Origin of the sequence: Streptomyces sp. NBC_00457 (assembly GCF_036014015.1) — a bacterium.
Taxonomy (GTDB): domain Bacteria; phylum Actinomycetota; class Actinomycetes; order Streptomycetales; family Streptomycetaceae; genus Streptomyces.
The window spans coordinates 4,305,837-4,329,319 of record NZ_CP107905.1; the positions used below are offsets into that span (position 1 = coordinate 4,305,837).

Sequence of the window (23,483 nt, forward strand, 5' to 3'; positions counted from 1 at the left end):
CCCGCATGGGCCAGAATGAGCGCGTGCCTTCCCTGTTGCTGATCGAGGACGACGACGCCATCCGTACGGCCCTGGAGCTGTCACTGACGCGCCAGGGACATCGGGTTGCCACCGCTGCCACCGGTGAGGACGGTCTGAAGCTCTTGCGCGAGCAGCGGCCGGACCTGATCGTGCTGGACGTGATGCTGCCCGGCATCGACGGCTTCGAGGTGTGCCGGCGCATCCGGCGCACGGACCAGCTGCCGATCATCCTGCTGACCGCGCGGAGCGACGACATCGATGTGGTCGTCGGTCTCGAGTCCGGTGCCGACGACTATGTCGTCAAGCCCGTGCAGGGACGGGTGCTCGACGCCCGGATCCGGGCCGTGCTGCGGCGCGGGGAGCGGGAGGCGAACGACGCGGCGACCTTCGGCAGCCTGGTGATCGACCGGGCGGCGATGACCGTGACGAAGAACGGCGAGGATCTCCAGCTCACGCCGACCGAGCTGCGGCTGCTCCTCGAGCTGAGCCGGCGGCCCGGTCAGGCGCTGTCCCGGCAGCAGCTGCTGCGGCTGGTGTGGGAGCACGACTACCTCGGTGACTCACGGCTGGTGGACGCGTGTGTGCAGCGGCTGCGGGCGAAGGTGGAGGACGTGCCGTCGTCCCCGACGCTGATCCGGACGGTGCGCGGCGTCGGCTACCGGCTGGACAGTCCTCAGTGACACCAGCGCACGGGGGCTTCCGCGGCTGGGCCGCGGCACGCGCACGACAGGTGGCCCGGCTGCGTTTCACCAGTCTGCGGCTGCGGCTGGTCGTCGTCTTCGGCCTGGTCGCGCTGACCGCCGCGGTGTCCGCGTCCGCGATCGCGTACTGGCTCAACCGCGAGGCCGTGCTCACCCGCACCCAGGACGCCGTGCTGGCCGACTTCCAGCAGGAGATGCAGAACCGCGCGGGCGCCCTGCCCGAGCACCCCACCCAGGACGAACTGCAGCACACCGCGGGCCAGATGGCGAACAGCAGCCAGCGCTTCAGCGTGCTGCTCGTCGCCCAGGACGACAGCGGCCGGACCGTGTACGGCAACTCCGGCGCCCTGGACGGCTTCGCGCTCCAGGACGTGCCCAAGTCGCTGCGTACGGCGGTGAACAAGGAGCAGGAGGTCAACGCGAACAACAAGTACGCGTACCACCTGTACTGGCAGCGAACCGTCGAGGACGGCACCCCTTATCTGGTGGCCGGCACGAAGGTGATCGGCGGCGGGCCGACCGGCTACATGCTCAAGTCGCTGGAGCCGGAGGCGAAGGACCTCAACTCCCTCGCCTGGTCGCTGGGGATCGCCACGGGCCTGGCGCTGATCGGCTCCGCACTGCTCGCGCAGGCCGCCGCCACGACCGTACTCAAGCCCGTGCACCGGCTCGGGGTCGCCGCCCGGCGGCTCGGCGAGGGCAAGCTGGACACCCGGCTGAGGGTGTCCGGGACCGATGAACTCGCCGATCTGTCAAGGACGTTCAACGACGCGGCAGAAGCGCTGGAGAAGCGGGTCGCCGAGATGGCCGCGCGGGAGGACTCGTCCCGGCGGTTCGTCGCGGACATGAGCCATGAACTCCGTACGCCGCTCACCGCGATCACCGCCGTGACGGAGATCCTGGAGGAGGAGCTGGAGGCGGAGTCCGGGTCGATGGACCCGATGATCGAGCCCGCCGTACGGCTCGTCGTCAGCGAGACGCGGCGGCTGAACGACCTGGTCGAGAACCTGATGGAGGTCACCCGCTTCGACGCGGGCACCGCGCGGCTCGTCCTGGACGACGTCGACATCGCCGACCAGATCACCGCCTGCATCGACGCGCGGGCCTGGCTGGACGCGGTGGAACTGAACGCCGAGCGCGGCATCCACGCCCGGCTCGACCCGCGCCGCCTGGACGTGATCATGGCGAACCTGATCGGCAACGCGCTCAAGCACGGCGGGTCGCCGGTGCAGGTGTCGGTGCGTGAGGCGGTCGAGGACGTCGTCATCGAGGTGCGCGACCACGGGCCCGGCATCCCCGAGGACGTCCTGCCGCACGTCTTCGACCGCTTCTACAAGGCGAGCGCCTCCCGGCCGCGCTCCGAGGGCAGCGGGCTCGGCCTGTCCATCGCCATGGAGAGCGCACACATCCACGGCGGCGCGATCACCGCCGCCAACTCCTCCGAAGGCGGTGCGGTGTTCACGCTGTCGCTGCCGCGGGACGCGTCGGAGCTGACGGCGCAGGAGACCGACGAGAAGAAGAACGGCAAGCGCGCGGAGGGGGAGGCCTGATGACCGTACGCCGATGGGCGGCCGTTCCCGTGCTCGCCGTGCTGCTGGCCGGGTGCGGGATCCGGGCCACCGAGGTGCCGACGGACTTCGGGCCCGCGCCGTCGCGCGTGCAGTGCGCGCAGACCGAGCAGGACGCCTCGACGCAGGCCTCGCGCGGGCTGCCGGTCCAGGTCTTCCTGCTGTGCCGCTCGTCGCTGGTGGCCGTCGACCGGACCGTACGGGTGCCCGACGGTGCCGTGGACTCCGAGCGGCGGGTGCTGGTCGCGCAGGAGCTCCTCGACGAGCTGGCCCAGACTCCGTCGGCGGCCGAGAAGGAAGCCGGGTACACCACCGACGTACGCGGCGGCATGACCGTCGACGGCCCGCGCCCCGGCGACCCCGAGGACGCGCTGCGGCTGAGCACCCCGCCCGAGGACCTCACCTCCTACGCCCTCGCCCAGACCGTCTGCACCCTCTCCGACTCCGCCGCGGCCGAGGGCGACGGCTCAGTGATCCTCGGCGGCCCGGACACCGGACCCGTACAGCGCTACGAATGCACCGACGAGGTCCGCTCGAGGCCGGGCACACAGACGCCGCCGTCGACGGGGGTCACGGGCGGCTGACCTCGGTTCGAGCCCTGTGTCGTATGCCTCAAACACTGTGTGTCGACATTGCGGAACCGATCGTGCCGAGGGCCGCGTCTAGGGGGGCGTGCAGCGTGAAGGCTCCATCGGCGGCGGCGCCGCGATTCGCATCCGTGTGGCAGGGGGTGTCCTCCTCGCCGCACACCTCGCGTTCGTCGCCTGGCTCACGCTGCGTCCGCTGGACGTCCCCTGGGTGATGCCCGCCAATCTGCGTCCGTTCGCCGGCATCCGCGCCGATCTGGCGCTGGGCTGGCCGGAGGCGGCCCGGCGCATCGGCGAGGGGCTCGCGCTCCTCGCGCCGCTGGGCGTGCTGCTCCCGCTGGCCCACGGCAGACTCCTCGCCTCCCCGCTCGGCTCCCTGGTCCGTACGATCACCGCGGGCGCCCTGATCTCGCTCGGCATCGAACTCCTGCAGACCGGCGTGCCCGGCCAGATCGTCGACGTCGACTCGCTCCTGCTGAACACGGTGGGCGTCGCCCTCGCGCATCTGACGCTGGTCCCGGCGGGTCGCCTCGCGCTCCGCCGCAGGACCGAGCGCAAACGGCGTACGACCGTCCGCCAGGAGGAGCCGGCTCAGGGTCGCACCCCGACGATTCCCAGGGTCGGGATCGCACCGTAGAGCGACGCTTTGCCCCCTTCGTCGCCGTAGCGTTGAAGACAGATGAGGCCACCACAGAGGGGCCTCGCGTCAACGCACCGCGAGTGAGCCGAAGGGGCGCCCCGGAGGCGAACGAGCCAAACAACACGAAGGAGCCGCAATGACCGCCCTTGCCCGCCCCACCAACGGCCGCATGATCGGCGGAGTGTGCGCTGCGCTGGCACGGCGCTTCGGCACCTCCGCGACCACGATGCGCGTGATCTTCGTCCTGTCCTGTCTGCTGCCGGGCCCGCAGTTCCTGCTCTACATCGCGCTGTGGATCTTCCTGCCCTCGGAGGAGAAGGCCCGCACGTCCTGGTAAGTCCCTGGCGTACTGGTAAGCGCCTTGCGCATCAACGCCGATGGGGCGCACCCCGAGCAACGGGGTGCGCCCCATCGGCGCGCTTCGAGGGCTCAGCTCAGCCCACCGGCACCGCCTGGACCGGCACGGCCTGCACCGGCATCCCGCCGAGCAGCAGGGAGGCCGGGGAGGTGAGGCCCTGGGCCAGGGCCCATCCGGCGAGGGTGGGGCCGGTGACCGGGGTGAGCACGTACGCCCCCTCGACGCCGCGCTCCTTCTCACCGGCCGGCAGGGTCTTGGAGACGTCCTCCGCCGGCAGCGCCGCGGTGACCATCTTGGCGGTGTTCACCACCGACCCGGTGTCCGGAACGACGGCCGGGGCGGCGTGCGCGGCGCCGGTTCCGGCGGCGGCGAAGGCGGCACCGAGCGCGGCGACACCGAGGGTCTTGGCAGCAGACTGCTTCATCGTGAATGCGTCCTTGAATAGGGCCGACGGGGATTTGTTCACAACCGTAAACATCCCTCGCCGCCCACCGCAAATACCGAAATGCGGGCAGGTTGTGAATGCCGTCAGAATTTCGTGTGCGCTGACGCCCCGGAACAGCCCGAGATCAAACCCCGATCAGCCCTCGGATGCCGTAGAACCGCTGGTGGAAGCGTTCTCGCGGAACAGCCATTCGGACTTCAGCTCGGCGTATCCCGGCTTGATGACGTCATTGATCATCGCCAGCCGTTCATCGAAAGGAATGAATGCTGACTTCATAGCATTGACCGAGAACCATTGCATGTCGTCAAGGGTGTACCCGAATGCCTCGACTAGGTGCTCGAATTCCCGGCTCATACTGGTGTGGGACATCAGCCTATTGTCGGTGTTCACCGTGGCCCGGAAATGCAGCCGCCGCAGCAGCCCGATCGGGTGCTCGGCGTACGAGGCCGCGGCGCCGGTCTGCAGGTTGGAGCTGGGGCACAGCTCCAGCGGGACGCGCTTGTCCCGTACGTACGAGGCGAGCCGCCCGAGCTTCACCGAGCCGTCGGCGTGCACCTGGATGTCGTCGATGATCCGCACCCCGTGCCCGAGCCGGTCGGCGCCGCACCACTGGAGGGCCTGCCAGATGGACGGCAGGCCGAAGGCCTCGCCCGCGTGGATGGTGAAGTGGTTGTTCTCGCGCTTGAGGTACTCGAAGGCGTCCAGGTGCCGGGTGGGCGGGTAGCCGGCCTCGGCGCCGGCGATGTCGAAGCCGACGACGCCCAAGTCGCGGTAACGGTTGGCGAGTTCGGCGATCTCCAGGGCGCGGGCGGCGTGCCGCATGGCGGTGAGCAGGGCGCCGACGCGGATGCGGTGGCCGTTCGCGCGGGCGGTCCGCTCGCCTTCCCGGAAGCCCTCGTTGACGGCCTCGACGACCTCTTCGAGGGTGAGCCCGCCTTCGAGGTGCTGCTCGGGCGCGTACCGCACCTCCGCGTACACGACGCCGTCCTCGGCGAGGTCCTCGGCACACTCGGCGGCGACCCGGACGAGCGACTCACGGGTCTGCATGACACCGACGGTGTGGGAGAACGTTTCCAAGTACCGCTCCAGAGAACCGGAGTCGGCGGATTCCCGGAACCAGACGCCGAGCTTGTCCGGGTCGGTCTCGGGGAGCTGGGAGTAGCCCGTCGCGCGGGCGAGGTCGACGATCGTGCCGGGGCGCAGCCCGCCGTCGAGGTGGTCGTGCAGCAGAACCTTGGGTGCCCGGCGGATCTGGTCCGAGCTCGGTGTGTTTCCCATCGGGGCAGTCTGGCTCGTCATTTTCGCACTCTAACTCCTACGCGCGTAGATCGCGCGTCGCGCGAATCCGTCGATACGCAACGGTGACCGTGCGGCAGGGTCGCGTACACCCCCACTTCTGACACTGTTCTGTCATGGCACAGCAAGCGACGCCGGTTCGCACGGCCCGGCTGGGGAGGACGCTCGGCCCGGAGCCGAGGGCGGTCGGCGGGGCGGTGCTGCTGCTCCCCGGCGGCGACGAGGTCTCCGGCCGCCGACCCTCCCCGATGCTGGCAGCCGCGTCCGTACGGGCGTTGGGCCGCCGTCTGGCGCGCGCGGGCCGCGACGAGGGGCTGGTGACCCACGTCGTGCACTACCGCTACCGCGGCTGGAACGGCAGCGAGGCGCATCTCGCCCGCGACGCGTCCTGGGCGGCCAGCGAGGTCGTACGACGCTATGGCGACGTCCCCGTCTGCCTCGCCGGCATCGACATGGGCGGCCGGGCGGCCCTGCGCGCGGCCGGGCACGACGCCGTCAACTCCGTGCTGGCACTCGGCCCTTGGCTGCCGGAGGACGACGTGGCCGCGCCGCCCGAACCGGTGAAGCAGCTCGCCGGGCGGCGGGTGATGATCGTGCACGGCACGAACGACGAGCGCACCGACCCGGAGCTGTCGTTCCGGCTCGCGGAGCGGGCGAAGAAGTCCAACCGGAACGTGTGCCGGTTCGAGGTTCACTCCGATCGTCATGGCTTGCAGCAGCATCGGGATGAAGTGCTGTCTCTTGCGGAGGACTTCGTGATGGGGGCGTTGTTCGGGCGGGCGTTTTCGCGGCCGGTTGAGGATGCGTTTGCGGCTCCGCCTCCTTTGGGGTTGCGCATGCCGCTTGCCTCCGGCTTTGGGCGGTCCCTTCGCCGTTGATGGTTGGGGTGGGTGGGGGTGTGCGGGTTCGTTGTGGCTGGTCGCGCCCACGCGGCGGAGCCGCAAATCGATACAGCCCCGCGCCCCTGAGGGCGATGCGGCTAGGTCGGGAGCAAGTTCCCTCTCTTTGACAGTAGGAACCTCTTGAACGCCGCCACTGGGGGTGTGTCCGGGTGGCCGTCGAGCCACGCGACGCCGATTTCTCGTGCCGCTCTTGGGGCTGTGACCGTCAGTTCTACGACGCCCGGGCGTGGCACGGCGGGCGGCGGTAGGAGGGACACCCCCAGCCCGGCCGCGACCAGGCCCCGCAGGGTCTCCGCCTCCTCTCCCTCGAAGGCGATTCGAGGCTTGAATCCGGCCTCCTTGCAGAGGTCGTCGGTGATGCGGCGGAGGCCGTAGCCGGGTTCGAGGGTGACGAAGGTTTCGTCGGCGGCCTCGGCGAGGCGGATGCGTTTGCGGGTGGCGAGGCGGTGGTCGGCCGGGACGACGAGGCGGAGTTTCTGCTCGTCGAGGCGGCGGGCGACGAGGTCCGGGGCGTCGGGGACGGGTGAGGTGAGACAGAGGTCGAGTTCTCCCGCGCGCAGCCGCTCGATCATCGCCTCGCCGTAGTTCTGGACGAGGCTGAAGCGGACGCGGGGATGGTCGGCGCGGAAGGCGCTGATGAGGCCGGGGACGGTCTCCCACCCCATGGTGTGCAGGAACCCGAACGCGACCTTGCCGGCGGCCGGATCGGCGTCGGCGCGCACCTCGTCGGCGGCGCGCTCGATCTCGGCGAGGGCGCGCTCGACGGAGGTGAGGAAGGTGCGTCCGGCGGGGGTCAGGGACACCGTACGGCCGCGGCGGGCGAACAGGTCGACGCCCAGGTCCTGTTCGAGGCGGACCATGGCTCGGGAGAGGGTGGACTGCGGGACGTTCATCTCCTGCGCGGCCCGGGTCACATGCTCGGTGCGCGCGACGCCGGCGAAGTAGGCGAGGCGGGGAGCGAGCAGCATCGACATGTCTGTCATGGTCGTCATGTCTTCTGTGTCACTGGACGGTGACAGGCGGGCCTGTGACCTCTGCTGATGCACCATGGGAACGATTATGCCGATTCCATGCATTGGACGGATGAGTGCGGGCTCTTTACCTTCGAGGCATGCCTGCTGCCAGTACCGAGGCGTCCACCACCGTGGGCGCCGACTCCGTTGTTCCCGCCGTCTCCTCCGACTCCCGTATGGCTCCGGGCGGGCCCGGCTACCGCCGGATGAGTTTCGCCCTGTTCCTCGCGGGCGTGGCGACCTTCGCGCTGCTGTACTCCACCCAGGCCCTCCTCCCCCTGATCTCCGGCGAGTTCGGGGTGACGGCGAGTGACGCGAGCTGGACGGTGGCGGCGGCGACGGGCGGTCTGGCGCTGTTCGTCCTTCCGATGAGCGCGCTGTCGGAGCGTTATGGCCGTCGTACGGTCATGACGGCGTCGCTGGTGGTGGCGGTGACGGTCGGGATGCTGGTCCCGTTCGCCCCCTCGCTGCCCGCGCTGGTCGCGCTGCGGGCGTTGCAGGGCGCGGCGCTGGCGGGGCTTCCGGCCTCCGCGACGGCGTATCTGGCGGAGGAGGTCCGGCCGAAGGCGCTGGTGACCGCCATCGGTCTGTTCGTCGCGGGCAACAGCGTCGGCGGGATGAGCGGCCGGGTCATCACCGGGTGGGTCGCGCAGGAGTGGGGCTGGCGGGTCGCGGTGGGCGTGATCGGCGCGCTCGCCGTGGCCTGCGCGGTGGCGTTCCGTCTGCTGCTGCCCTCCCCGAAGCACTTCAGGCCGGGCTCGCTACGGCCCCGCGTGCTGGCCCGCACGGTGCGCGATCACCTCGCCAACCCGTTGCTGTGCCGTCTGTACGCGATCGGCGCGCTGTTCATGACCGTCTTCGGCGGCGTGTACACGGTGATCGGCTACCGCCTGACCGAGGAGCCGTTCAGCCTCCCGCAGGGCATCGTCGGCTCCATCTTCCTGGTCTACCTGGTCGGCACGGTGTCGGCGTCCACGGCCGGGCGCCTGGTGGGCCGCCTGGGCCGCAGGGGTGCGCTGTACCTGGCCGGCGGCACGACGGCGACGGGCCTCCTGCTGTCCATCGCGGACTCGCTCCCCCTCGTCCTGCTCGGCCTGATCCTCATCACGGCAGGCTTCTTCGCGGGCCACGCGGTGGCGTCCTCGGCGGTCAGCAAGACGGCGACCACGGGCCGCGCCCAGGCCTCGGCCCTGTACCAGTCGGCGTACTACATCGGCTCCAGCGCGGGCAGCACGGCCGGAGCGGTGGCCTTCCACGCAGGGGGCTGGGCCGGGACCGTCGGGGTCGGACTGCTGGCGGTACTCGGCGTCGTGACCATCACGGTGTTCGGATCCGTCGCAGCGGCAAGGGTCGCCGCACGACGGGACCCGGCGACGGCGCACTGAGACGCCGGGTCCGACAACGGATTTTCCTCGCCCCCGCCGCCCCTACCCGTCCCATCCCTGGGGGCTGCCGCCCCCAGACCCCCGCTTCGGCCTGAACGGCCTCGTCCTCAAACGCCGGACGGGCTGAATGATGCCGACCCGGCGCTGAAAATCCAGCCCCTCCGGCGTTTGAGGAGCGGGGGTCCAGGGGGCAGAGCCCCCTGGCGGGGTCGAAGGGGCGGAGCCCCTGGGGGATGGGACGGGTAGGGGCGGCGGGGGCGAACTCTCCTGACCTGCACGTTCATCCACTCCGCACGCCATTGTCAGTGGGCTGCGGTAGCTTCCGAAGTGCTGGACGCAATGAGGCGTACGACACAGGCACGGCCACAGGGGTGGGTGGACGATCGATGACCGACATCACGACGACAACAGACCTGGACACCAAGCTCGAAGCACACCGGACCGAGCTGACCGGCTACTGCTACCGCATGCTCGGCTCGAGCTTCGAGGCGGAGGACGCGGTGCAGGACACCCTCATCCGAGCCTGGCGCAGCTACGACAAGTTCGAAGGCCGCTCCAGCGTCCGCTCCTGGCTCTACAGAATCGCGACGAACGTCTGCCTGGACATGCTCACCGCAGGCAACAAACGCGCCCGGCCGATGGACCTCACCGACTCCACCCCTCTCGCCCAGGCCGCCCTCTCCCCCCGCCCGGACAACACCTGGCTGGAGCCCATGCCGGACGCCCGCGTGCTCCCCACCACCGCCGACCCGGCGGAGGCGGCCATCGCCAAGGAGTCCGTGCGGCTCGCGTTCATGGCCGCCCTCCAGCAACTCCCGCCCAAGCAGCGCGCGGTGCTGATCCTGCGCGAGGTCCTGGCCTGGAAGGCGAGCGAGGTCGCCGAACTGCTCGGCACGACGGTCGCGTCGGTCAACAGCGCGCTGCAGCGGGCGCGGGCGACGCTCGCGGAGCGGGAGCAGCCGGGTGCGGATGCCACCGTCTCCGACCCGCTGGACGAGGAGCAGCAGAAGCTCCTGGAGCGCTATGTCGCGGCGTTCGAGGGCTATGACATGACGGCCCTGACGGCGTTGCTGCACGAGGACGCGATCATGACGATGCCGCCGTTCGACCTGTGGCTGACCGGCGTCAAGGACATCACCGGCTTCATGACGACGCTCGGTGCCCCGTGCGCCGGCTCCCATCTGGTGCCGGTCCAGGTCAACGGCCTGCCGGGCTTCGCCCAGTACAAGCCGGACCCGGAGAAGGGCGGCTTCACCCCGTGGGCGGTGCAGGTCCTGGAGATATCAGACGGCCGGATCACCGGGTTCCACTGCTTCCTGGACACCGAACGCTGGTTCCCGCTGTTCGGGCTGCCCCTCCATGTCGAAGCGGAGACCGACCAGGTCGAGGAGGGCGTGTAGGGCGGGGGCTGGATCGCGGAGCCGGATGCGGCCTCCGGCCCGCCGGGCGGCGAGTTCCAGCCGGGCCAGCAGGTCGACGGTGCCGAGCCCCGGCGGTCCGAGCCCGCCGACGTCGCACACCACGACCCCGGCCTCCGTCGCCTCCAGCAGCGCCCGCACGTCGTCGCACAGCCCTGTCACCTCGTCCCTGGTGACGGGGCCGGTCAGCACGAGTACTGCGGGTGTCATGGCGTCCACGAGCGGTAGACCGGGCGGGCGGGCGTAACTCATCGGGGCGCCGCGCTGGACGTGCCGTACACCCACACCGCAGGCTGCCGTACACCCGCGCGCGGCCCGCGAAGGATCACATTGACCTGCGTCCCGCCTTCCCCGGAGGGTTGGGTGCATGCTCCATGAATCAGCACCTCCGGCGATACCCCACGGCTTCCTCACCGCTGAGGAGGCGCTGTGCAGGGGGTGCTGACGGGCTTCGCGGTGATCGCGGTCGTCATCGCGGTGGGCTATGTGCTCGGCCGCCGCGGTCACCTCGGCGAGCATGGCCGCGAGGTACTGACCAAGCTGGCCTTCCACGTGGCGTCCCCGGCGTTGCTGTTCACCACGCTCGCGCAGACCGACCTGTCGGTGGTCTTCTCCAGCCGTCTGCTGGTGACCGCGCTGAGCACGGCAGCGGCGGCGGGCGTGTTCATCGCGGTGGGTGCCGTACGCGGCTGGGGCCCGGGGCGTACGACGATCGGCGCGCTGTGCTCCAGCTACGTCAACTCGGGCAACCTCGGCATCCCGATCGCGGTGTACGTCCTGGGTGACGCCTCGCTGGTGGCGCCGGTGCTGCTGTTCCAGCTCCTGCTGCTGACGCCCATCGCGCTGACGGTGCTGGACCTCTCGACCGCCCGGGACGGCAAGGAGCCGCTGTGGCTGAGGCTCCTGACGCCGCTGCGCAATCCGATCGCCCTGGGTTCGCTGGCCGGCGTCGCGGTCTCGGCGACCGGCCTCCGCGTCCCGGCCCCCGTCATGGACCCCGTGACCCTGATCGGCAACATGTCGGTCCCCGCCGTCCTGCTCGCCTTCGGCATCTCCCTGTGCGGCAGCACGATGCCCGGCCGGGGTCCGGACCGGCATCTGGTCCTGCTGTCGGTGGCGCTGAAGTCGGTGGGCCAGCCCGCGGCGGCCTGGGCACTCGCGGCCGGCGCCTTCGGCCTCCACGGCGCCCAACTCCTCGACGTGGTCGTCACGTCGGCACTCCCGGCCGCGCAGAACCTCTTCACCTACGCGTCGAGATACCGGGTGGCCGAGCGACTCGCACGCGACTCGATCCTGCTGTCGACGGCGCTCTCGGTACCGGTCCTGGTGGTCGTCGCGACCCTGCTCGGCTGAGGGCACGCAGGCGAAAGGGGCCGGAGCCCGAAGGTTCCGGCCCCTTTAGGGCCTGGCGAAGTCGGCTGCGGTTCGGGCAGCGCCCGAAGGGGCGCGGGGCTGTATCAATGTGCGGCTCCGCCGCGATGGGGGTCCCCCCGCTCGAGCGAATTCGAGAGTGGGGGAGCGACCAGCCACGATGGTGCCGCAGACGATCGACGGCCCGTCACGGCACTTCCAGCGGAGCGCTCAGGCGCGTCAGGCAATACGCTCCCGCACCACCGGCGACGCCTTGAAGTCCGTCCCCGCCGCCGAGACGTCGTACGAACCCTCCACCGCCTCCAGGGCGTACGCGAAGCGTTCCGGCGTGTCCGTGTGCAGGGTCAGCAGGGGCTGGCCCTCGGTCACCGTGTCTCCCGGCTTGGCGTGCAGCTCCACGCCCGCGCCCGCCTGGACCGGGTCCTCCTTGCGGGCACGCCCCGCGCCGAGGCGCCAGGCGGCGACGCCGATGTCGTAGGCGTCGAGGCGGGTCAGGACGCCGGAGGCGCTCGCCTTCACCACGTGCTGCTCGCGCGCCACCGGCAGTTCCGCGTCCGGGTCGCCGCCCTGTGCCGCGATCATGCGCCGCCAGACGTCCATCGCGGAGCCGTCGGCCAGGGCCTTCGCCGGGTCGGTGTCACGGATGCCCGCCGCGTCGAGCATTTCGCGGGCCAGGGCGATGGTCAGCTCCACGACGTCCGAGGGGCCGCCGCCCGCCAGGACCTCGACCGACTCCCGGACCTCAAGGGCGTTACCGGCCGTCAGGCCCAGCGGGGTCGACATGTCCGTCAGGAGCGCGACCGTCTTGACGCCGTGGTCGGTGCCCAGGCCCACCATCGTGGACGCCAGTTCCCGCGCGTCCTCGATGGTCTTCATGAACGCGCCCGTGCCGACCTTGACGTCCAGGACGAGCGAGCCCGTGCCCTCGGCGATCTTCTTCGACATGATCGAGGAGGCGATCAGGGGGATCGCCTCGACCGTGCCGGTCACATCGCGCAGGGCGTACAGCTTCTTGTCCGCGGGGGCCAGGCCGTCGCCCGCCGCGCAGATAACCGCGCCGACGCCGTCCAGCACGGACAGCATCTCCTCGTTCGAGAGCAGCGCCCGCCAGCCGGGGATCGACTCCAGCTTGTCCAGTGTGCCGCCGGTGTGGCCGAGGCCTCGGCCCGACAGCTGGGGCACGGCCGCCCCGCACGCCGCGACCAGCGGGGCCAGCGGAAGCGTAATCTTGTCGCCGACCCCGCCCGTCGAGTGCTTGTCAGCCGTGGGACGGGACAGCGACGAGAAGTCCATGCGCTCGCCGGAGGCGATCATCGCGGCCGTCCAGCGGGCGATCTCCCGGCGGTTCATGCCGTTGAGCAGGATCGCCATCGCGAGCGCGGACATCTGCTCGTCGGCGACCTCCCCGCGGGTGTACGCGTCGATGACCCAGTCGATCTGCACGTCGCTGAGTTCACCGCGGTCCCGCTTGGTACGGATGACGGAGATGGCATCCGTCGACAAAGCAGCCATGGCGTTCCTTCCGAAAAGAGCAAGAAAGTGCGCGGCCCCTCCGATCCGGTTCGAAGGGGCCGCACGGGAGTTACTTGGCGAGGTGCCCCGGCCCGAAGGCCTGCGGCAGCATCTGAGACAGCGGCAGGATGCCCGCCGGTGTCTCAAGCAGCAGGTCCGGGCCGCCGAACTCGTACAGCAGCTGCCGGCAGCGGCCGCACGGGACGAGGATGTCGCCCTTGCCGTCGACGCAGGTGAAGTGCGTCAGCCGGCCGCCGCCGGTGCGCTGCAGCTCCGAGACGAGCCCGCACTCGGCGCACAGCCCGAGCCCGTAGGAGGCGTTCTCGACATTGCAGCCGGAGACCGTGCGGCCGTCGTCGACCAGGGCGGCGACGCCGACCGGGTAGCCCGAGTAGGGGGCGTACGCATGGGACATGGCGTCCCTCGCCACCGACCGCAGGGCCTCCCAGTCGACGGTCACTTGCCTTGTCCCTTCCGGTACGGCATGCCGTCCGCCTTCGGCATGCGCAGCCGCTGGGCGGACAACGCGAGGACGATCAGCGTGATGACGTACGGCGTGGCCGAGACGACCTGGTTGGGAACCTCGTTGGTGCCGGCGTACCAGGCGAACACCAGGCCGCCGATGAGCAGGGTGACCGCGGACGAGGTGTACTTCTTCCGGAACGCCAGCCAGATCGCGCCGATGACCAGCAGCAGCGCCCCGAGCAGCAGCAGCGCGTGGACGTTCTCGGAGCCGCCGCGCAGGTTGAGGCTGTCGGTGTAGCCGAACAGGCCCGCGCCGATGGCGAGTCCGCCCGGCATCCAGTTACCGAAGATCATCGCGGCGAGGCCGATGTAGCCGCGACCGCTGACCTGGCCCTCCAGATAGAAGGGGTTGGCGACGATGGAGAGGAACGCGCCACCGAGGCCCGCCAGACCGCCCGAGATGATGACGGCCAGGTACTTGTACTTGTAGACGTTCACACCGAGCGACTCGGCGGCGACCGGGTTCTCACCGCAGGACCGCAGCCGCAGACCGAACGCCGTGCGCCACAGGATCCACCAGGTCGCGGGGATCAGCGCGACGGCGATCAGGGTCAGCCAGGAGACATTGGTGATCAGGCCGCCGAGCAGTCCGGCGACGTCGGAGATGAAGAACCAGCCCTTTTCGTTGAGGTCCCGCAGGCCGTCGGAGAGACCTGGCACCGTGAAGTTGCCGAGCGAGTCGATCGCCGGGGACTGCTTGGCGGAGCCGCCCTCGTGGCCCTCGAAGGCGAGAGGCGCGAGATAGCGGGTGGCGCCCAGGGCGAGGATGTTGATGGCCACACCGGAGACGATGTGGTTGACGTTGAAGGTGACGGTGACGAGGGCGTGCAGCAGACCGCCGACGCAGCCGCCGATGATGCCGACGAGGACACCGGTCCACGGGCCCCACTGGAACCCGGCCCAGGCGCCGAACCAGGTGCCGAGGATCATCATGCCCTCGAGGCCGATGTTGACGACGCCCGCGCGCTCGGCCCACAGACCGCCGAGACCGGCGAGACCGATCGGCACGGCGAGCTGGAGCGCGGTGGACATCTGGCTGACGTTGGTGATGCCGTCGGCGCCGGTGATGATGCGGACGATCGAGGTCAGCGCCAGGGCTCCGGCGATGACCAGCAGCACGACGGGCCACGACAGGCGCCGGCCGGTCGGCGCCGCGGGCTGCAGCGTGGGCTGGTTGACGTCGGTCGCCGAGATGGGGGCGGTCATCGGCCAGCCACCTCCTTCGTGGTGTTGGTGGCGCCGAGGACGTGACCGGCGGCCAGTTCAGCGCCGACGCGGCGCTGCTGGCGGCGCAGACCCCATTCGCGTACGGCCTCATAGGAGACGACGACCGAGAGCACGATCAGGCCCTGCATGATGACCGCGATCTCCTTGTCGTAGTCGTGGAAGTCCAGCTCGGGCGAGGCCTTGTCGAGCCAGGCCCACAGCAGGGCGGCGAAGGCGATGCCGACCGGGCTGTTGCGGCCGAGCAGGGCGATGCCGATACCGAGGAAGCCGATGCCGGTGGGGAAGTTGAGGTTGTAGGTGTGGGCGTCGCCGAGCAGGATCGGCAGGCCCGCGAGACCGGCGAGGCCGCCGGAGAGCAGCATGGCGGTGAGCACCATGCGCTTGGGGTCGACACCGCTGGCCGCGGCGGCGGTCTCCGAGGCGCCGGAGGCGCGCAGGTCGAAGCCGAACCGGGTGCGGTTGAGGGTGACCCAGAAGGCGATGCCGAGCACCACGGCGAGGATCACCAGGCCGTAGATCTCGCCCGCGTCGCCCATGTCGATGCCCGGCACCCAGCCGGACTCGTGCATCTCGCCGGTGGTGTTGTTGTTGCCGACCTTCACACCGAAGACGTTCGGCAGCCACAGGTAGGCGATGACGGAGGTGGCGATCGCGTTCAGCATGATCGTCGCGACGACCTCGCTGACGCCCCGGGTGACCTTGAGGACACCGGCGATACCGGACCAGAAGGCGCCGGTGCAGACGGCGGTCAGGAGGAGCAGCGGGATCTGCAGGGCGGCCGGCAGATCGGCGTGGGCGCCGACGATCGCGGCCATCATGGCGGCGAGCTGGTACTGGCCGTCGACGCCGATGTTGAACAGGTTCATCCGGAAGCCGATGGCCACCGCGAGCGCCGCGATGTAGTACATCGAGGCCTGGTTGATGACCAGGACCTGGATGTCGGAGAACCCGATCTGCTCGAACATGATCGTGAACGGCTCGACCGGGTTCTTGCCCGAGGCGATCAGCACGATCGAGCTCAGCGCGAAGGCCACGGCGAGCGCGATGACCGGTCCGGCCACCGCGAGGAGCACGCGCTCCTTGTCGAACTTCTTCATTTCAGCGGGCCTCGTCTTCGCCGGGCTCGGGGGCGTCTTCGGGGGTTTCCTCGTGCTCCAGATGACCGGTGGCCGCACCGGTCATGGCCGAGCCGAGCTCCTCCGGGGTGATGGTGGCCGGATCGGCGTCGGCGACCAGCTTGCCGTTGTAGATCACGCGGAGGGTGTCGGACAGGCCGATCAGCTCGTCCAGATCGGCGGAGATCAGCAGCACCGCAAGCCCCTCCCGCCGCGCCTCGCGAATGTGATCCCAGATGGCGGCCTGCGCACCGACGTCCACACCGCGGGTGGGGTGGGAGGCGATGAGGAAGCGCGGCTTGTGGGTCATCTCGCGGCCGACGATCAGCTTCTGCTGGTTGCCTCCGGACAGGGAGGAGGCGGTGACGTCGATGCCGGGGGTGCGGACGTCGTACGCCTCGACGATCCGGCGCGTGTCCTCCTGCGCGGCCTTCGGATCGAGCCATACGCCCTTGGCGTTCGGCTTCTCGGTGACGTGCCCGAGGATGCGGTTCTCCCAGAGCGGCGCCTCCAGGAGCAGTCCATGGCGGTGCCGGTCCTCGGGGATGTACCCGATGCCCTGCTCACGGCGCTTACGGGTGGTCCAGCCGGTGATCTCCTCCTCCGCCAGCGTGATGGTGCCGGAGTCGGCGGCCTTGAGCCCGATGAGCGCGTCGACCAGTTCGGTCTGCCCGTTGCCCTCGACACCGGCGATACCGAGCACCTCACCGGCGTGAATGGTGAAGGTGATGTCGTCGAGCAGCGCCTTGCCCCCGAACGCCTCCAGCCGCAGCTTCTCCACGCTGATGACCGGACGGTCGGTGACGGTCGACTCGGCGGTCTCCGGCGTGGGCAGCTCGCTGCCGACCATCATCTCGGCGAGCTGACGCGAGGTGGTCTCGGCGGGAACAGCGGTCCCCACAGTGGTCCCCCGCCGGATGACGGTGATCTCGTCGGCGACCGACAGCACCTCGCCCAGCTTGTGCGAGATGAAGATGACCGACAGCCCCTCGGCCCGCAGCTCACGCAGATTGTCGAACAGAGCGTCGACTTCCTGCGGCACAAGCACAGCCGTCGGCTCGTCCAGAATCAGAGTGGTCGCACCCCGATAAAGAACCTTCAGAATCTCCACCCGCTGCCGGGCGGCGACGCCGAGCTCCTCCACGAGCACATCGGGCCGCACCCCCAGCCCGTACCGCTCGGAGATCTCCTTGATCTTCCGCCGGGCCCTGCCCCCGATGCCGTACAGCTTCTCGCTGCCCAGCACCACGTTCTCGAGGACGGTCAGATTGTCGGCGAGCATGAAGTGCTGGTGCACCATGCCGATGCCGCGGGCGATGGCGTCGGCGGGACTGCCGAAGCTGACCTGCTCACCGTCGATCGCGATGGTGCCCTCGTCCGGTTTCTGCATGCCGTAGAGGATCTTCATCAGCGTCGACTTGCCGGCGCCGTTCTCTCCGACGAGGGCGTGGACGGTGCCCTTGCGGACCGTGAGGTGGATGTCGTGGTTGGCCACGACGCCCGGGAAACGCTTTGTGATCCCGGCGAGCTCGACGGCGGTCACCTGACCGTTGACCGCCGCGCCGGCCGGAGGGCTGCTGGACGCGTTGATGGCGCACTCTCCTGGGGACGGGGGTCGTCTACGCGCGTAGCGCCCCTACGGCATTCAAAGGGGCCGACGCATTCGCTGACAACGGGGTACGGGGAGAAGCCTCCCCGTACCCCGTTGAGCGGACGTAACCCCGCGGTTACACGCTGCTCAGGGTCTCGATATTCAGCTGGACTTGACCTTGATCTCGCCGCTGATGATCTTCTCCTTGGCCGTCTGGATGGCTTCCTGGAGGGCGGCGTCGTCCGCGAACTTCGGGTTGGAGTCCGCGAGGCCGACCTCGCCGCTCTTCAGATCGCCACGAACGATACCGGTCTCGGGCTTACCGTCCTCGACCGACTTCGCCAGGTTGTAGACCGCCTTGGCGACGTCCTTGGTCGCCGAGGTCAGGATGGATTCCTTGTACGTGGCGAGCGCTGCCTGCTTGTACTGGTCGGAGTCGACACCGATCGCCCACACCTTGTTGGCGGCGGCGGCTTCGATCACACCCTGCCCCGACAGACCGGCCGCCGCATACACGACATCGGCCTTCTTCTCGATCTGCCCCTCGGCGGCCGACTTGCCCTTGTCGGGGCTGGAGAAGCCGCCTTCCTCCGCGGTCTGCGTCAGGTACTGCGACAGAACCTTGACCTTCGGGTCGGTGTCCTTGACGCCCTGCGCGAAGCCGGCCTGGAACTTGTGGATCAACGGAATATCCACACCACCCACAAAGCCCACGGTGTTGGTCTTGGTGCTCTTGGCGGCCGCCACACCGGCGAGGTAGGAGGCCTCCTCCTCGGAGAACACCAGGTCGGCCACGTTGTCCGCCTGGACCTGGGAGTCGTCGACGATGCCGAACGTCGTGTCCGGATACTTCTCGGCGACCTCCTTGACGGCCGGCGCGTACGCGTAGCCGACACCGATCACCGGGTTGTACCCCTGCTTCGCCAGGGAGGCCAGCCGCTGAGCCTTGTCGGCGTCCGTCTCCCCGTCCGTGGGCTCGACGTCGTCCGTCTCGTACCCGAACTCCTTCTTCGCCCTCTCCAGCCCCGCGTACGCGGCGTCGTTGAAGGACTGGTCGCCCTTGCCGCCGACGTCGTACGCGATGGCGAGGCCCTTGTCGCCGTCCGACTCCGACGAGGCGGAGGTGGACGTACCGCCACAGGCGGACAGAACGAGGGCGAGGGAGGCGGTCGCTGCGCCCGCGACCGCGAGGCGGGAAACCCGGCGCATGTTGTGGTGCTCCTGTCGTACGAGCGCCGGACGGATCGGCTACGGCGCTGGCTTCGCCGCAGATTAACGCGCGTAGACAAGCCTGAAAACCCCTTCTGTCCACCTTGTTACCCGCCCGTGCCCTGCGCTTCGCGGAGGGCGGCGCTGACGGGTGCCGCGGGTTGGTGCCGGCCAGGGGGTCGGTCACGCAGCCCGGCGCCGACAGGGTGCCGTGGGTTGGTGCCGGCCGGGGGTGGGTCGCACAGCCCGGCGCCGACGGGGCGCCGCCTGCGCCCACCCGTGCCGCCCCAGGCGGCACGCATGCCCGCAGCTTGGCGGAAGGGCAGCTCGCAGCTTGGCGGGACGGCAGCTCGCAGCTTGGCGGGGCGGCAGCCCGTGGGCGGGACGGTGCGGCCGCCTGCTGAGTGGGCGCCGCCCCCGCCACACGACTGCCCGCGCCCTGACGGGGTGGGACCGTGCTCCCGCAGTCGCGCGCGGCGGGAAGGGGACGGGGTGGGGGGTGTCCGCCCGCAGCGGCGGGCGTCAACGCGGGGTACCTGCGGAGAAGCGGCAACCGCCCGACCGAGGACGGACACCCCCACCCCGGCCCCGACCCACCCCCCACCGGCAGGCGCTACGCGCACCCCCAACCAGCCGCAGCCCCGCCGGGAGGCACTCCGCACCCCCACACAACGCGAAGCGGGCCGGCACCCCATCGGATGCCGGCCCGCTCCACGTCAATCCAACCGCGGACTACTCGGTCTTGACCTTGATGGACCCGTCGATGATCGCCGCCTTCGCCTTGGCCACCGCGTCCGACAGACCCGCGATCTTCGCGAACTCCGGGTTGCTCTCGGCGAGCCCGACGCCGTTCACCTTCAGGTCGAAGGTCTGGACACCCGCCAGCGGCTTACCGTCCTCGACCGACTTCGACAGCGCGTACACCGCACCGCCGACATCCTTCAGAGCCGACGTCAGGATGTAGTTCTTGTACTGCGCCAGCGCCGCCTGCTTGTACTGGTCGGAGTCGACCCCGATCGCCCACACCTTGGCCTTCGCCGCAGCCTCGATCACACCCTGCCCGGACAGCCCGGCAGCCTGGTAGACGACATCGGCCTTCTTCTCGATCTGACCCTCGGCCGCGGCCTTGCCCTTGTCGGGGCTGGAGAAGCCACCCTCCTCGGCGGTCTGCGTCAGATACTGCGAGACGACCTTGACCTTCGGGTTGGTCTCCGCGACGCCCTGCTTGTAGCCGGCCTCGAACTTGTGGATCAGCGGGATGTCGACACCGCCGACAAAGCCAACCGTGTTGGTCTTCGTCGCCTTCGCCGCGGCGACACCGGCGAGGTAGGAGGCCTGCTCCTCGGCGAAGACGAGAGACGCGACATTGTCGCCCTCGACGACCGAGTCCACGATGCCGAACGTGGTGTCCGGGTACTTCGAGGCCACGGCCTCCATCGCGGGACCGTAGGCGAACCCGATGCCGATCACGGGGTTGTAGCCCTGCTTGGCCAGCGAGGACAGCCGCTGCTCCTTGTCCGCATCGGTCTCGCCCTCGGTCGGCTCGACGTCGTCCGTCTTGTAGCCGAACTCCTTCTGAGCCTTCTGCAGGCCCGCGTACGCGGCGTCGTTGAAGGACTGGTCGCCCTTGCCGCCGATGTCGTACGCGATGGCGAGACCCAGATCCTCCTTGGCCTCGTCACCACTGTCACTGCTGGTGCCACCGCATGCGGTCGCGGCGAGTGCGAGCGACGCGACCCCCACCGCGACGCGGGTCAGTTTGGATATCCGACGCATCGTGAAGTTCCCCATTCTCCAAGCCCCGCAGTGGGTGCTGAGTTCGGCGCACAGTAACGCGCGTAGACACTCCTGGGAACGGGGTTTCGCGTGGCCGTTATCCATTCGTGCCGATGGCCGGTTACGTCCTTGTGAACCACCGGATCGAAAGGTGTTCTTGGGACACCGCACCCCATGGGTCCCGCACGCTCCGTGTACCGGGGGTGCCGTCAGCGTGATGGCGCCCGGACATGAACGCCATGCGCTCAGGCTGCCCCCGCGATCCCCCGTCCGCAACCGGAACGAACCACCACCAGCCGCGCGCCCTACACCCGCCCGCCCTACACCCCGCCCTCAAGCAGCGCGGCCGCCGTGAACAGCTCCACACCCACCGTGATCGCCGACTCGTCGGCGTCGAAGTCCCCCTGATGCAGATCGCGCACGGTCCGCTCCCCCGGCGTCCGCACCCCGAGCCGGGCCATGGCCCCCGGCACATGCTCCAGGTACCAGGAGAAGTCCTCGCCACCGAGAGACTGCTCGGTGTCCTCCACGGCCTCGACACCGCGCCGCGCGACCATGGCGTCCCGCAGCAGCTCGGTGACGCCCGCGTCGTTGACGACGGGCGGCACGCCCCGCACATAGTTGATCTCGGACTTGGCCCGGTACAGATTGGCGATCTCGTCGATCGCCGCATGCACGATGTCCGGCGCCTGCCGCCACGCCTCGATGTCCAGGCACCGCACGGTCCCGGACAGTTCGGCGTGCTGCGGAATGACGTTGGGAGCGTGGCCGGACTCGACCCGCCCCCAGGTCACGGCGAGTCCACTACGCGAATCGACGCGCCGCGAAACAAGAGCGGGCACATCGGTGACGACCCGAGCCGCCGCAGTCACCAAATCAGTCGTCAGATGAGGCCGAGCGGTATGCCCACCGGGCCCATCCAGAGCGATCTCCAGCCGATCACAAGCGGACGTGATCGCCCCGGCCCGCAACCCGATCTTCCCGGCATCCACCCGCGGGTCACAGTGCACGGCGATGATCCGCCCCACACCCTCCAGCACGCCGCACTCGATGGCATCGGCGGCACCCCCGGGCAGCACCTCCTCCGCGGGCTGGAACAGCAGCCGCACGGGCCGCGGCAGCTTCCCCTGCCGGTGCAGCTCGGCCAGCACGAGCCCGGCGCCCAGCACCACGGTCGTATGCACATCGTGCCCGCACGCATGCGCCCGATCGGGCACGGTCGAGCGGTACGAGCACTCGCTCTTCGTGTCCGGAATGGGCAGCGCGTCGATGTCGGCGCGCAGCGCGAGCATGGGGTGTACGCCGTCCAGGTCACCGATGTCGCAGACGAGCCCGGTCCCGATGGCCAGCACGCGCGGGGCGAGGCCGGCCTTCTCGAGCCGTGCCTTGATGGCCGCGGTGGTGCGGAACTCCTGGTTGCCCAGCTCCGGATGCATGTGCAAGTCGCGCCGGAAGGCGACGAGTTCGGCACGCAGCGCCTCGGGCAGCGTGCCGGCGAGCACGGCTTCCCCGGGGAGATCGGCCTCGGACTCCAGTGACATCAGTTGCTTCACCCTCTGAAGGGTAGGACGCCCGGGTGGCCAACTGACCCACGATCAACAAAAGTTCAACCTGTTAGGGGAAGAAAATCTGGCCGCCAGACGCATGGCTTTCGACTGAGATGGGTAAACTCGTCCGACTTCCGGCCGAGTGGATCATGAGATCCGGTTACCCACTCTCCACGGATACCACGCCCACCGCGCCCCCGGCGGTTCTGTTCACCTGTCGGAACGGCGGCCCGAGCCCGGCCCACCCCGCCCGACCTGGGCCCCGACCACGCCCCCACGACCCCCCGACCGCGGCTCCACCCGGCGCACGACGAACACTCCACGCCCCCGCGACCACGCCCCCACCAGGCAAGCACGCACCAAGCCCACCCGCGACCGGCGAGCGACCAGCCGGAACACGACCGGCAAACGGGCAGCCGGAACGCGATCGGCAAGCGGGCAGCCGGGAAACAGCCGGCACCGGACAGGCAGCAGTCAGCCGAACCGGCCCCCCGACCCCGCCCGCCCCCACTAGCGTGCGCCCCGTGAACCCCGAAACCCCCGCTTTCCTCCACGCGACCCGGACCTCGTACGACGCCATAGCGGGCCCGTACAGCGACCGTCTCGCCGACCATCTGGCCGACCTGCCCCTGGACCGGGCCCTGCTCACCGGCTTCGCCGAACTGGTGAAGGGCGCGGCGCCGCATCCCGTGGCCGACATCGGCAGTGGCCCGGGTGCCGTGACCGCCCGCCTGAACGACCTCGGCCTGCCGGTGTTCGGCATCGACCTCTCGCCGCGCATGGTGGCGCTGGCCACCCGGACGTACCCCGAACTCCGTTTCCACGTGGGCTCGATGACGTCGCTGGACCTTCCGGACGAGACCCTGGGCGGCATCGTCGCGCTCTACTCGCTGATCCACATCCCCGACGATCATCTGCCGACGACGTTCGCGGAGTTCCATCGCGTCCTGGTCCCCGGCGGCCATGTGCTGCTCGCCTTCCAGACCGGCGACCACGACGGCTCCGAACACCTCACGGAACGCTTCGGACAGCAGATCGCGCTCGACTGCTACTGGCGCACCCCGGAGACGGTGGCCGACCACCTGACCAAGGCGGGCCTCGACGCCCGCGCACGCGTCGTCCGCGAACCCCACGAGGACGAGAGCCGCCCCCGCGCGTTCCTCCTGGCCCGCAAGCCGGCGTAGCGCACGCGGCCCTGCACCGGCCACACCGCCGTGACCGCCGTGACCGCCGTGACCGCCGTGACCGCCGACAGTCGGCGCACGTCCCGTGCCGT

At 70.0% G+C, this 23,483-nt stretch carries 22 protein-coding genes; 10 read left to right on the forward strand and 12 right to left on the reverse strand.

What is annotated here, in order from left to right:
- The first annotated feature begins 23 nt into the window (after nucleotides 1-23).
- The 5 genes from afsQ1 to OG828_RS19380 all read left to right on the forward strand — a co-directional run bounded on the left by afsQ1 (nucleotide 24) and on the right by OG828_RS19380 (nucleotide 3,854).
- A complete protein-coding gene (afsQ1, locus tag OG828_RS19360) occupies nucleotides 24-701 on the forward strand; it encodes a two-component system response regulator AfsQ1 (RefSeq protein WP_055611283.1) in 678 nt (225 codons plus the stop codon).
- Nucleotides 698-2,272, forward strand: a complete 1,575-nt coding sequence (locus OG828_RS19365; RefSeq protein WP_328501839.1) for a HAMP domain-containing sensor histidine kinase — start codon at nucleotides 698-700, stop codon at nucleotides 2,270-2,272. The genes afsQ1 and OG828_RS19365 overlap by 4 nt, the downstream gene beginning before the upstream one ends.
- A complete protein-coding gene (locus OG828_RS19370) occupies nucleotides 2,272-2,874 on the forward strand; it encodes a hypothetical protein (RefSeq protein ID WP_328358175.1) in 603 nt (200 codons plus the stop codon). The genes OG828_RS19365 and OG828_RS19370 overlap by 1 nt, the downstream gene beginning before the upstream one ends.
- A gap of 88 nt (nucleotides 2,875-2,962) precedes the next feature.
- Entirely contained in the window at nucleotides 2,963-3,514 is a 552-nt protein-coding gene (locus OG828_RS19375; RefSeq protein WP_210578051.1) for a VanZ family protein, read from the forward strand.
- A 139-nt stretch (nucleotides 3,515-3,653) separates the two neighbouring features.
- Entirely contained in the window at nucleotides 3,654-3,854 is a 201-nt protein-coding gene (locus OG828_RS19380; RefSeq protein ID WP_328358183.1) for a PspC domain-containing protein, read from the forward strand.
- A gap of 97 nt (nucleotides 3,855-3,951) precedes the next feature.
- On the opposite strand, the gene OG828_RS19385 is transcribed toward OG828_RS19380, so the two are convergent.
- Together OG828_RS19385 and OG828_RS19390 are read right to left on the reverse strand one after the other, a co-directional pair.
- Nucleotides 3,952-4,299, reverse strand: a complete 348-nt coding sequence (locus OG828_RS19385) for an ATP-binding protein (RefSeq protein WP_210578053.1) — start codon at nucleotides 4,297-4,299, stop codon at nucleotides 3,952-3,954.
- 156 nt (nucleotides 4,300-4,455) lie between these two features.
- Nucleotides 4,456-5,619, reverse strand: a complete 1,164-nt coding sequence (locus tag OG828_RS19390) for an adenosine deaminase (RefSeq protein WP_328358190.1) — start codon at nucleotides 5,617-5,619, stop codon at nucleotides 4,456-4,458.
- A 113-nt stretch (nucleotides 5,620-5,732) separates the two neighbouring features.
- On the opposite strand from OG828_RS19390, the gene OG828_RS19395 reads away from it, so the two are divergent.
- A complete protein-coding gene (locus OG828_RS19395) occupies nucleotides 5,733-6,494 on the forward strand; it encodes an alpha/beta hydrolase (protein WP_328438865.1) in 762 nt (253 codons plus the stop codon).
- A gap of 101 nt (nucleotides 6,495-6,595) precedes the next feature.
- Here the strand turns inward: OG828_RS19395 and OG828_RS19400 are convergent, their stop codons facing one another.
- Nucleotides 6,596-7,567, reverse strand: coding sequence for a LysR family transcriptional regulator (locus tag OG828_RS19400; protein WP_328501840.1), 972 nt, complete (start codon nucleotides 7,565-7,567; stop codon nucleotides 6,596-6,598).
- Nucleotides 7,568-7,629: 62 nt separating this feature from the next.
- Here OG828_RS19400 and OG828_RS19405 point away from each other — a divergent pair, with 62 nt between their 5' ends.
- Together OG828_RS19405 and OG828_RS19410 are read left to right on the forward strand one after the other, a co-directional pair.
- The gene (locus OG828_RS19405; protein WP_328501841.1) at nucleotides 7,630-8,916 is read left to right on the forward strand and encodes an MFS transporter; all 1,287 of its coding nucleotides are present in this window, start codon (nucleotides 7,630-7,632) and stop codon (nucleotides 8,914-8,916) included.
- A 386-nt stretch (nucleotides 8,917-9,302) separates the two neighbouring features.
- Nucleotides 9,303-10,316 carry a sigma-70 family RNA polymerase sigma factor gene (locus tag OG828_RS19410; protein ID WP_328501842.1) on the forward strand — a complete coding sequence of 338 codons (1,014 nt, stop codon included), beginning with the start codon at nucleotides 9,303-9,305 and terminating at the stop codon, nucleotides 10,314-10,316.
- Here the strand turns inward: OG828_RS19410 and OG828_RS19415 are convergent.
- Complete coding sequence (locus OG828_RS19415; protein ID WP_328438869.1) at nucleotides 10,200-10,586, reverse strand: STAS domain-containing protein; 387 nt, start codon at nucleotides 10,584-10,586, stop codon at nucleotides 10,200-10,202. The two genes, OG828_RS19410 and OG828_RS19415, sit on opposite strands and share 117 nt — an antisense overlap.
- A 177-nt stretch (nucleotides 10,587-10,763) precedes the next feature.
- Between OG828_RS19415 and OG828_RS19420 the strand changes: the two genes are divergently transcribed.
- Nucleotides 10,764-11,687 carry an AEC family transporter gene (locus tag OG828_RS19420; protein ID WP_328501843.1) on the forward strand — a complete coding sequence of 308 codons (924 nt, stop codon included), beginning with the start codon at nucleotides 10,764-10,766 and terminating at the stop codon, nucleotides 11,685-11,687.
- Nucleotides 11,688-11,924: 237 nt separating this feature from the next.
- On the opposite strand, the gene OG828_RS19425 is transcribed toward OG828_RS19420, so the two are convergent.
- The 8 genes from OG828_RS19425 to OG828_RS19460 form a co-directional block, all read right to left on the reverse strand.
- Nucleotides 11,925-13,217: a thymidine phosphorylase gene (locus OG828_RS19425; protein WP_328358210.1), complete on the reverse strand. Its 1,293-nt coding sequence runs from the start codon at nucleotides 13,215-13,217 to the stop codon at nucleotides 11,925-11,927.
- 70 nt (nucleotides 13,218-13,287) lie between these two features.
- The gene (locus tag OG828_RS19430) at nucleotides 13,288-13,677 is read right to left on the reverse strand and encodes a cytidine deaminase (RefSeq protein ID WP_328358213.1); all 390 of its coding nucleotides are present in this window, start codon (nucleotides 13,675-13,677) and stop codon (nucleotides 13,288-13,290) included.
- Nucleotides 13,674-14,948, reverse strand: coding sequence for an ABC transporter permease (locus OG828_RS19435; RefSeq protein ID WP_328438872.1), 1,275 nt, complete (start codon nucleotides 14,946-14,948; stop codon nucleotides 13,674-13,676). The genes OG828_RS19430 and OG828_RS19435 overlap by 4 nt, the downstream gene beginning before the upstream one ends.
- Entirely contained in the window at nucleotides 14,945-16,066 is a 1,122-nt protein-coding gene (locus OG828_RS19440; RefSeq protein ID WP_328358219.1) for an ABC transporter permease, read from the reverse strand. The genes OG828_RS19435 and OG828_RS19440 overlap by 4 nt, the downstream gene beginning before the upstream one ends.
- Nucleotide 16,067: 1 nt before the next feature.
- Nucleotides 16,068-17,627, reverse strand: a complete 1,560-nt coding sequence (locus OG828_RS19445; RefSeq protein ID WP_328358222.1) for an ABC transporter ATP-binding protein — start codon at nucleotides 17,625-17,627, stop codon at nucleotides 16,068-16,070.
- Nucleotides 17,628-17,837: 210 nt separating this feature from the next.
- Nucleotides 17,838-18,884 carry a BMP family lipoprotein gene (locus OG828_RS19450; protein ID WP_328501844.1) on the reverse strand — a complete coding sequence of 349 codons (1,047 nt, stop codon included), beginning with the start codon at nucleotides 18,882-18,884 and terminating at the stop codon, nucleotides 17,838-17,840.
- Nucleotides 18,885-19,616: 732 nt separating this feature from the next.
- Nucleotides 19,617-20,660: a BMP family lipoprotein gene (locus OG828_RS19455; protein ID WP_328358228.1), complete on the reverse strand. Its 1,044-nt coding sequence runs from the start codon at nucleotides 20,658-20,660 to the stop codon at nucleotides 19,617-19,619.
- A 320-nt stretch (nucleotides 20,661-20,980) separates the two neighbouring features.
- Nucleotides 20,981-22,201 carry a M20 family metallopeptidase gene (locus OG828_RS19460; protein ID WP_328504894.1) on the reverse strand — a complete coding sequence of 407 codons (1,221 nt, stop codon included), beginning with the start codon at nucleotides 22,199-22,201 and terminating at the stop codon, nucleotides 20,981-20,983.
- Nucleotides 22,202-22,731: 530 nt separating this feature from the next.
- Here OG828_RS19460 and OG828_RS19465 point away from each other — a divergent pair.
- Nucleotides 22,732-23,391 carry a class I SAM-dependent DNA methyltransferase gene (locus OG828_RS19465; protein WP_328501845.1) on the forward strand — a complete coding sequence of 220 codons (660 nt, stop codon included), beginning with the start codon at nucleotides 22,732-22,734 and terminating at the stop codon, nucleotides 23,389-23,391.
- Nucleotides 23,392-23,483: the final 92 nt, after the last annotated feature.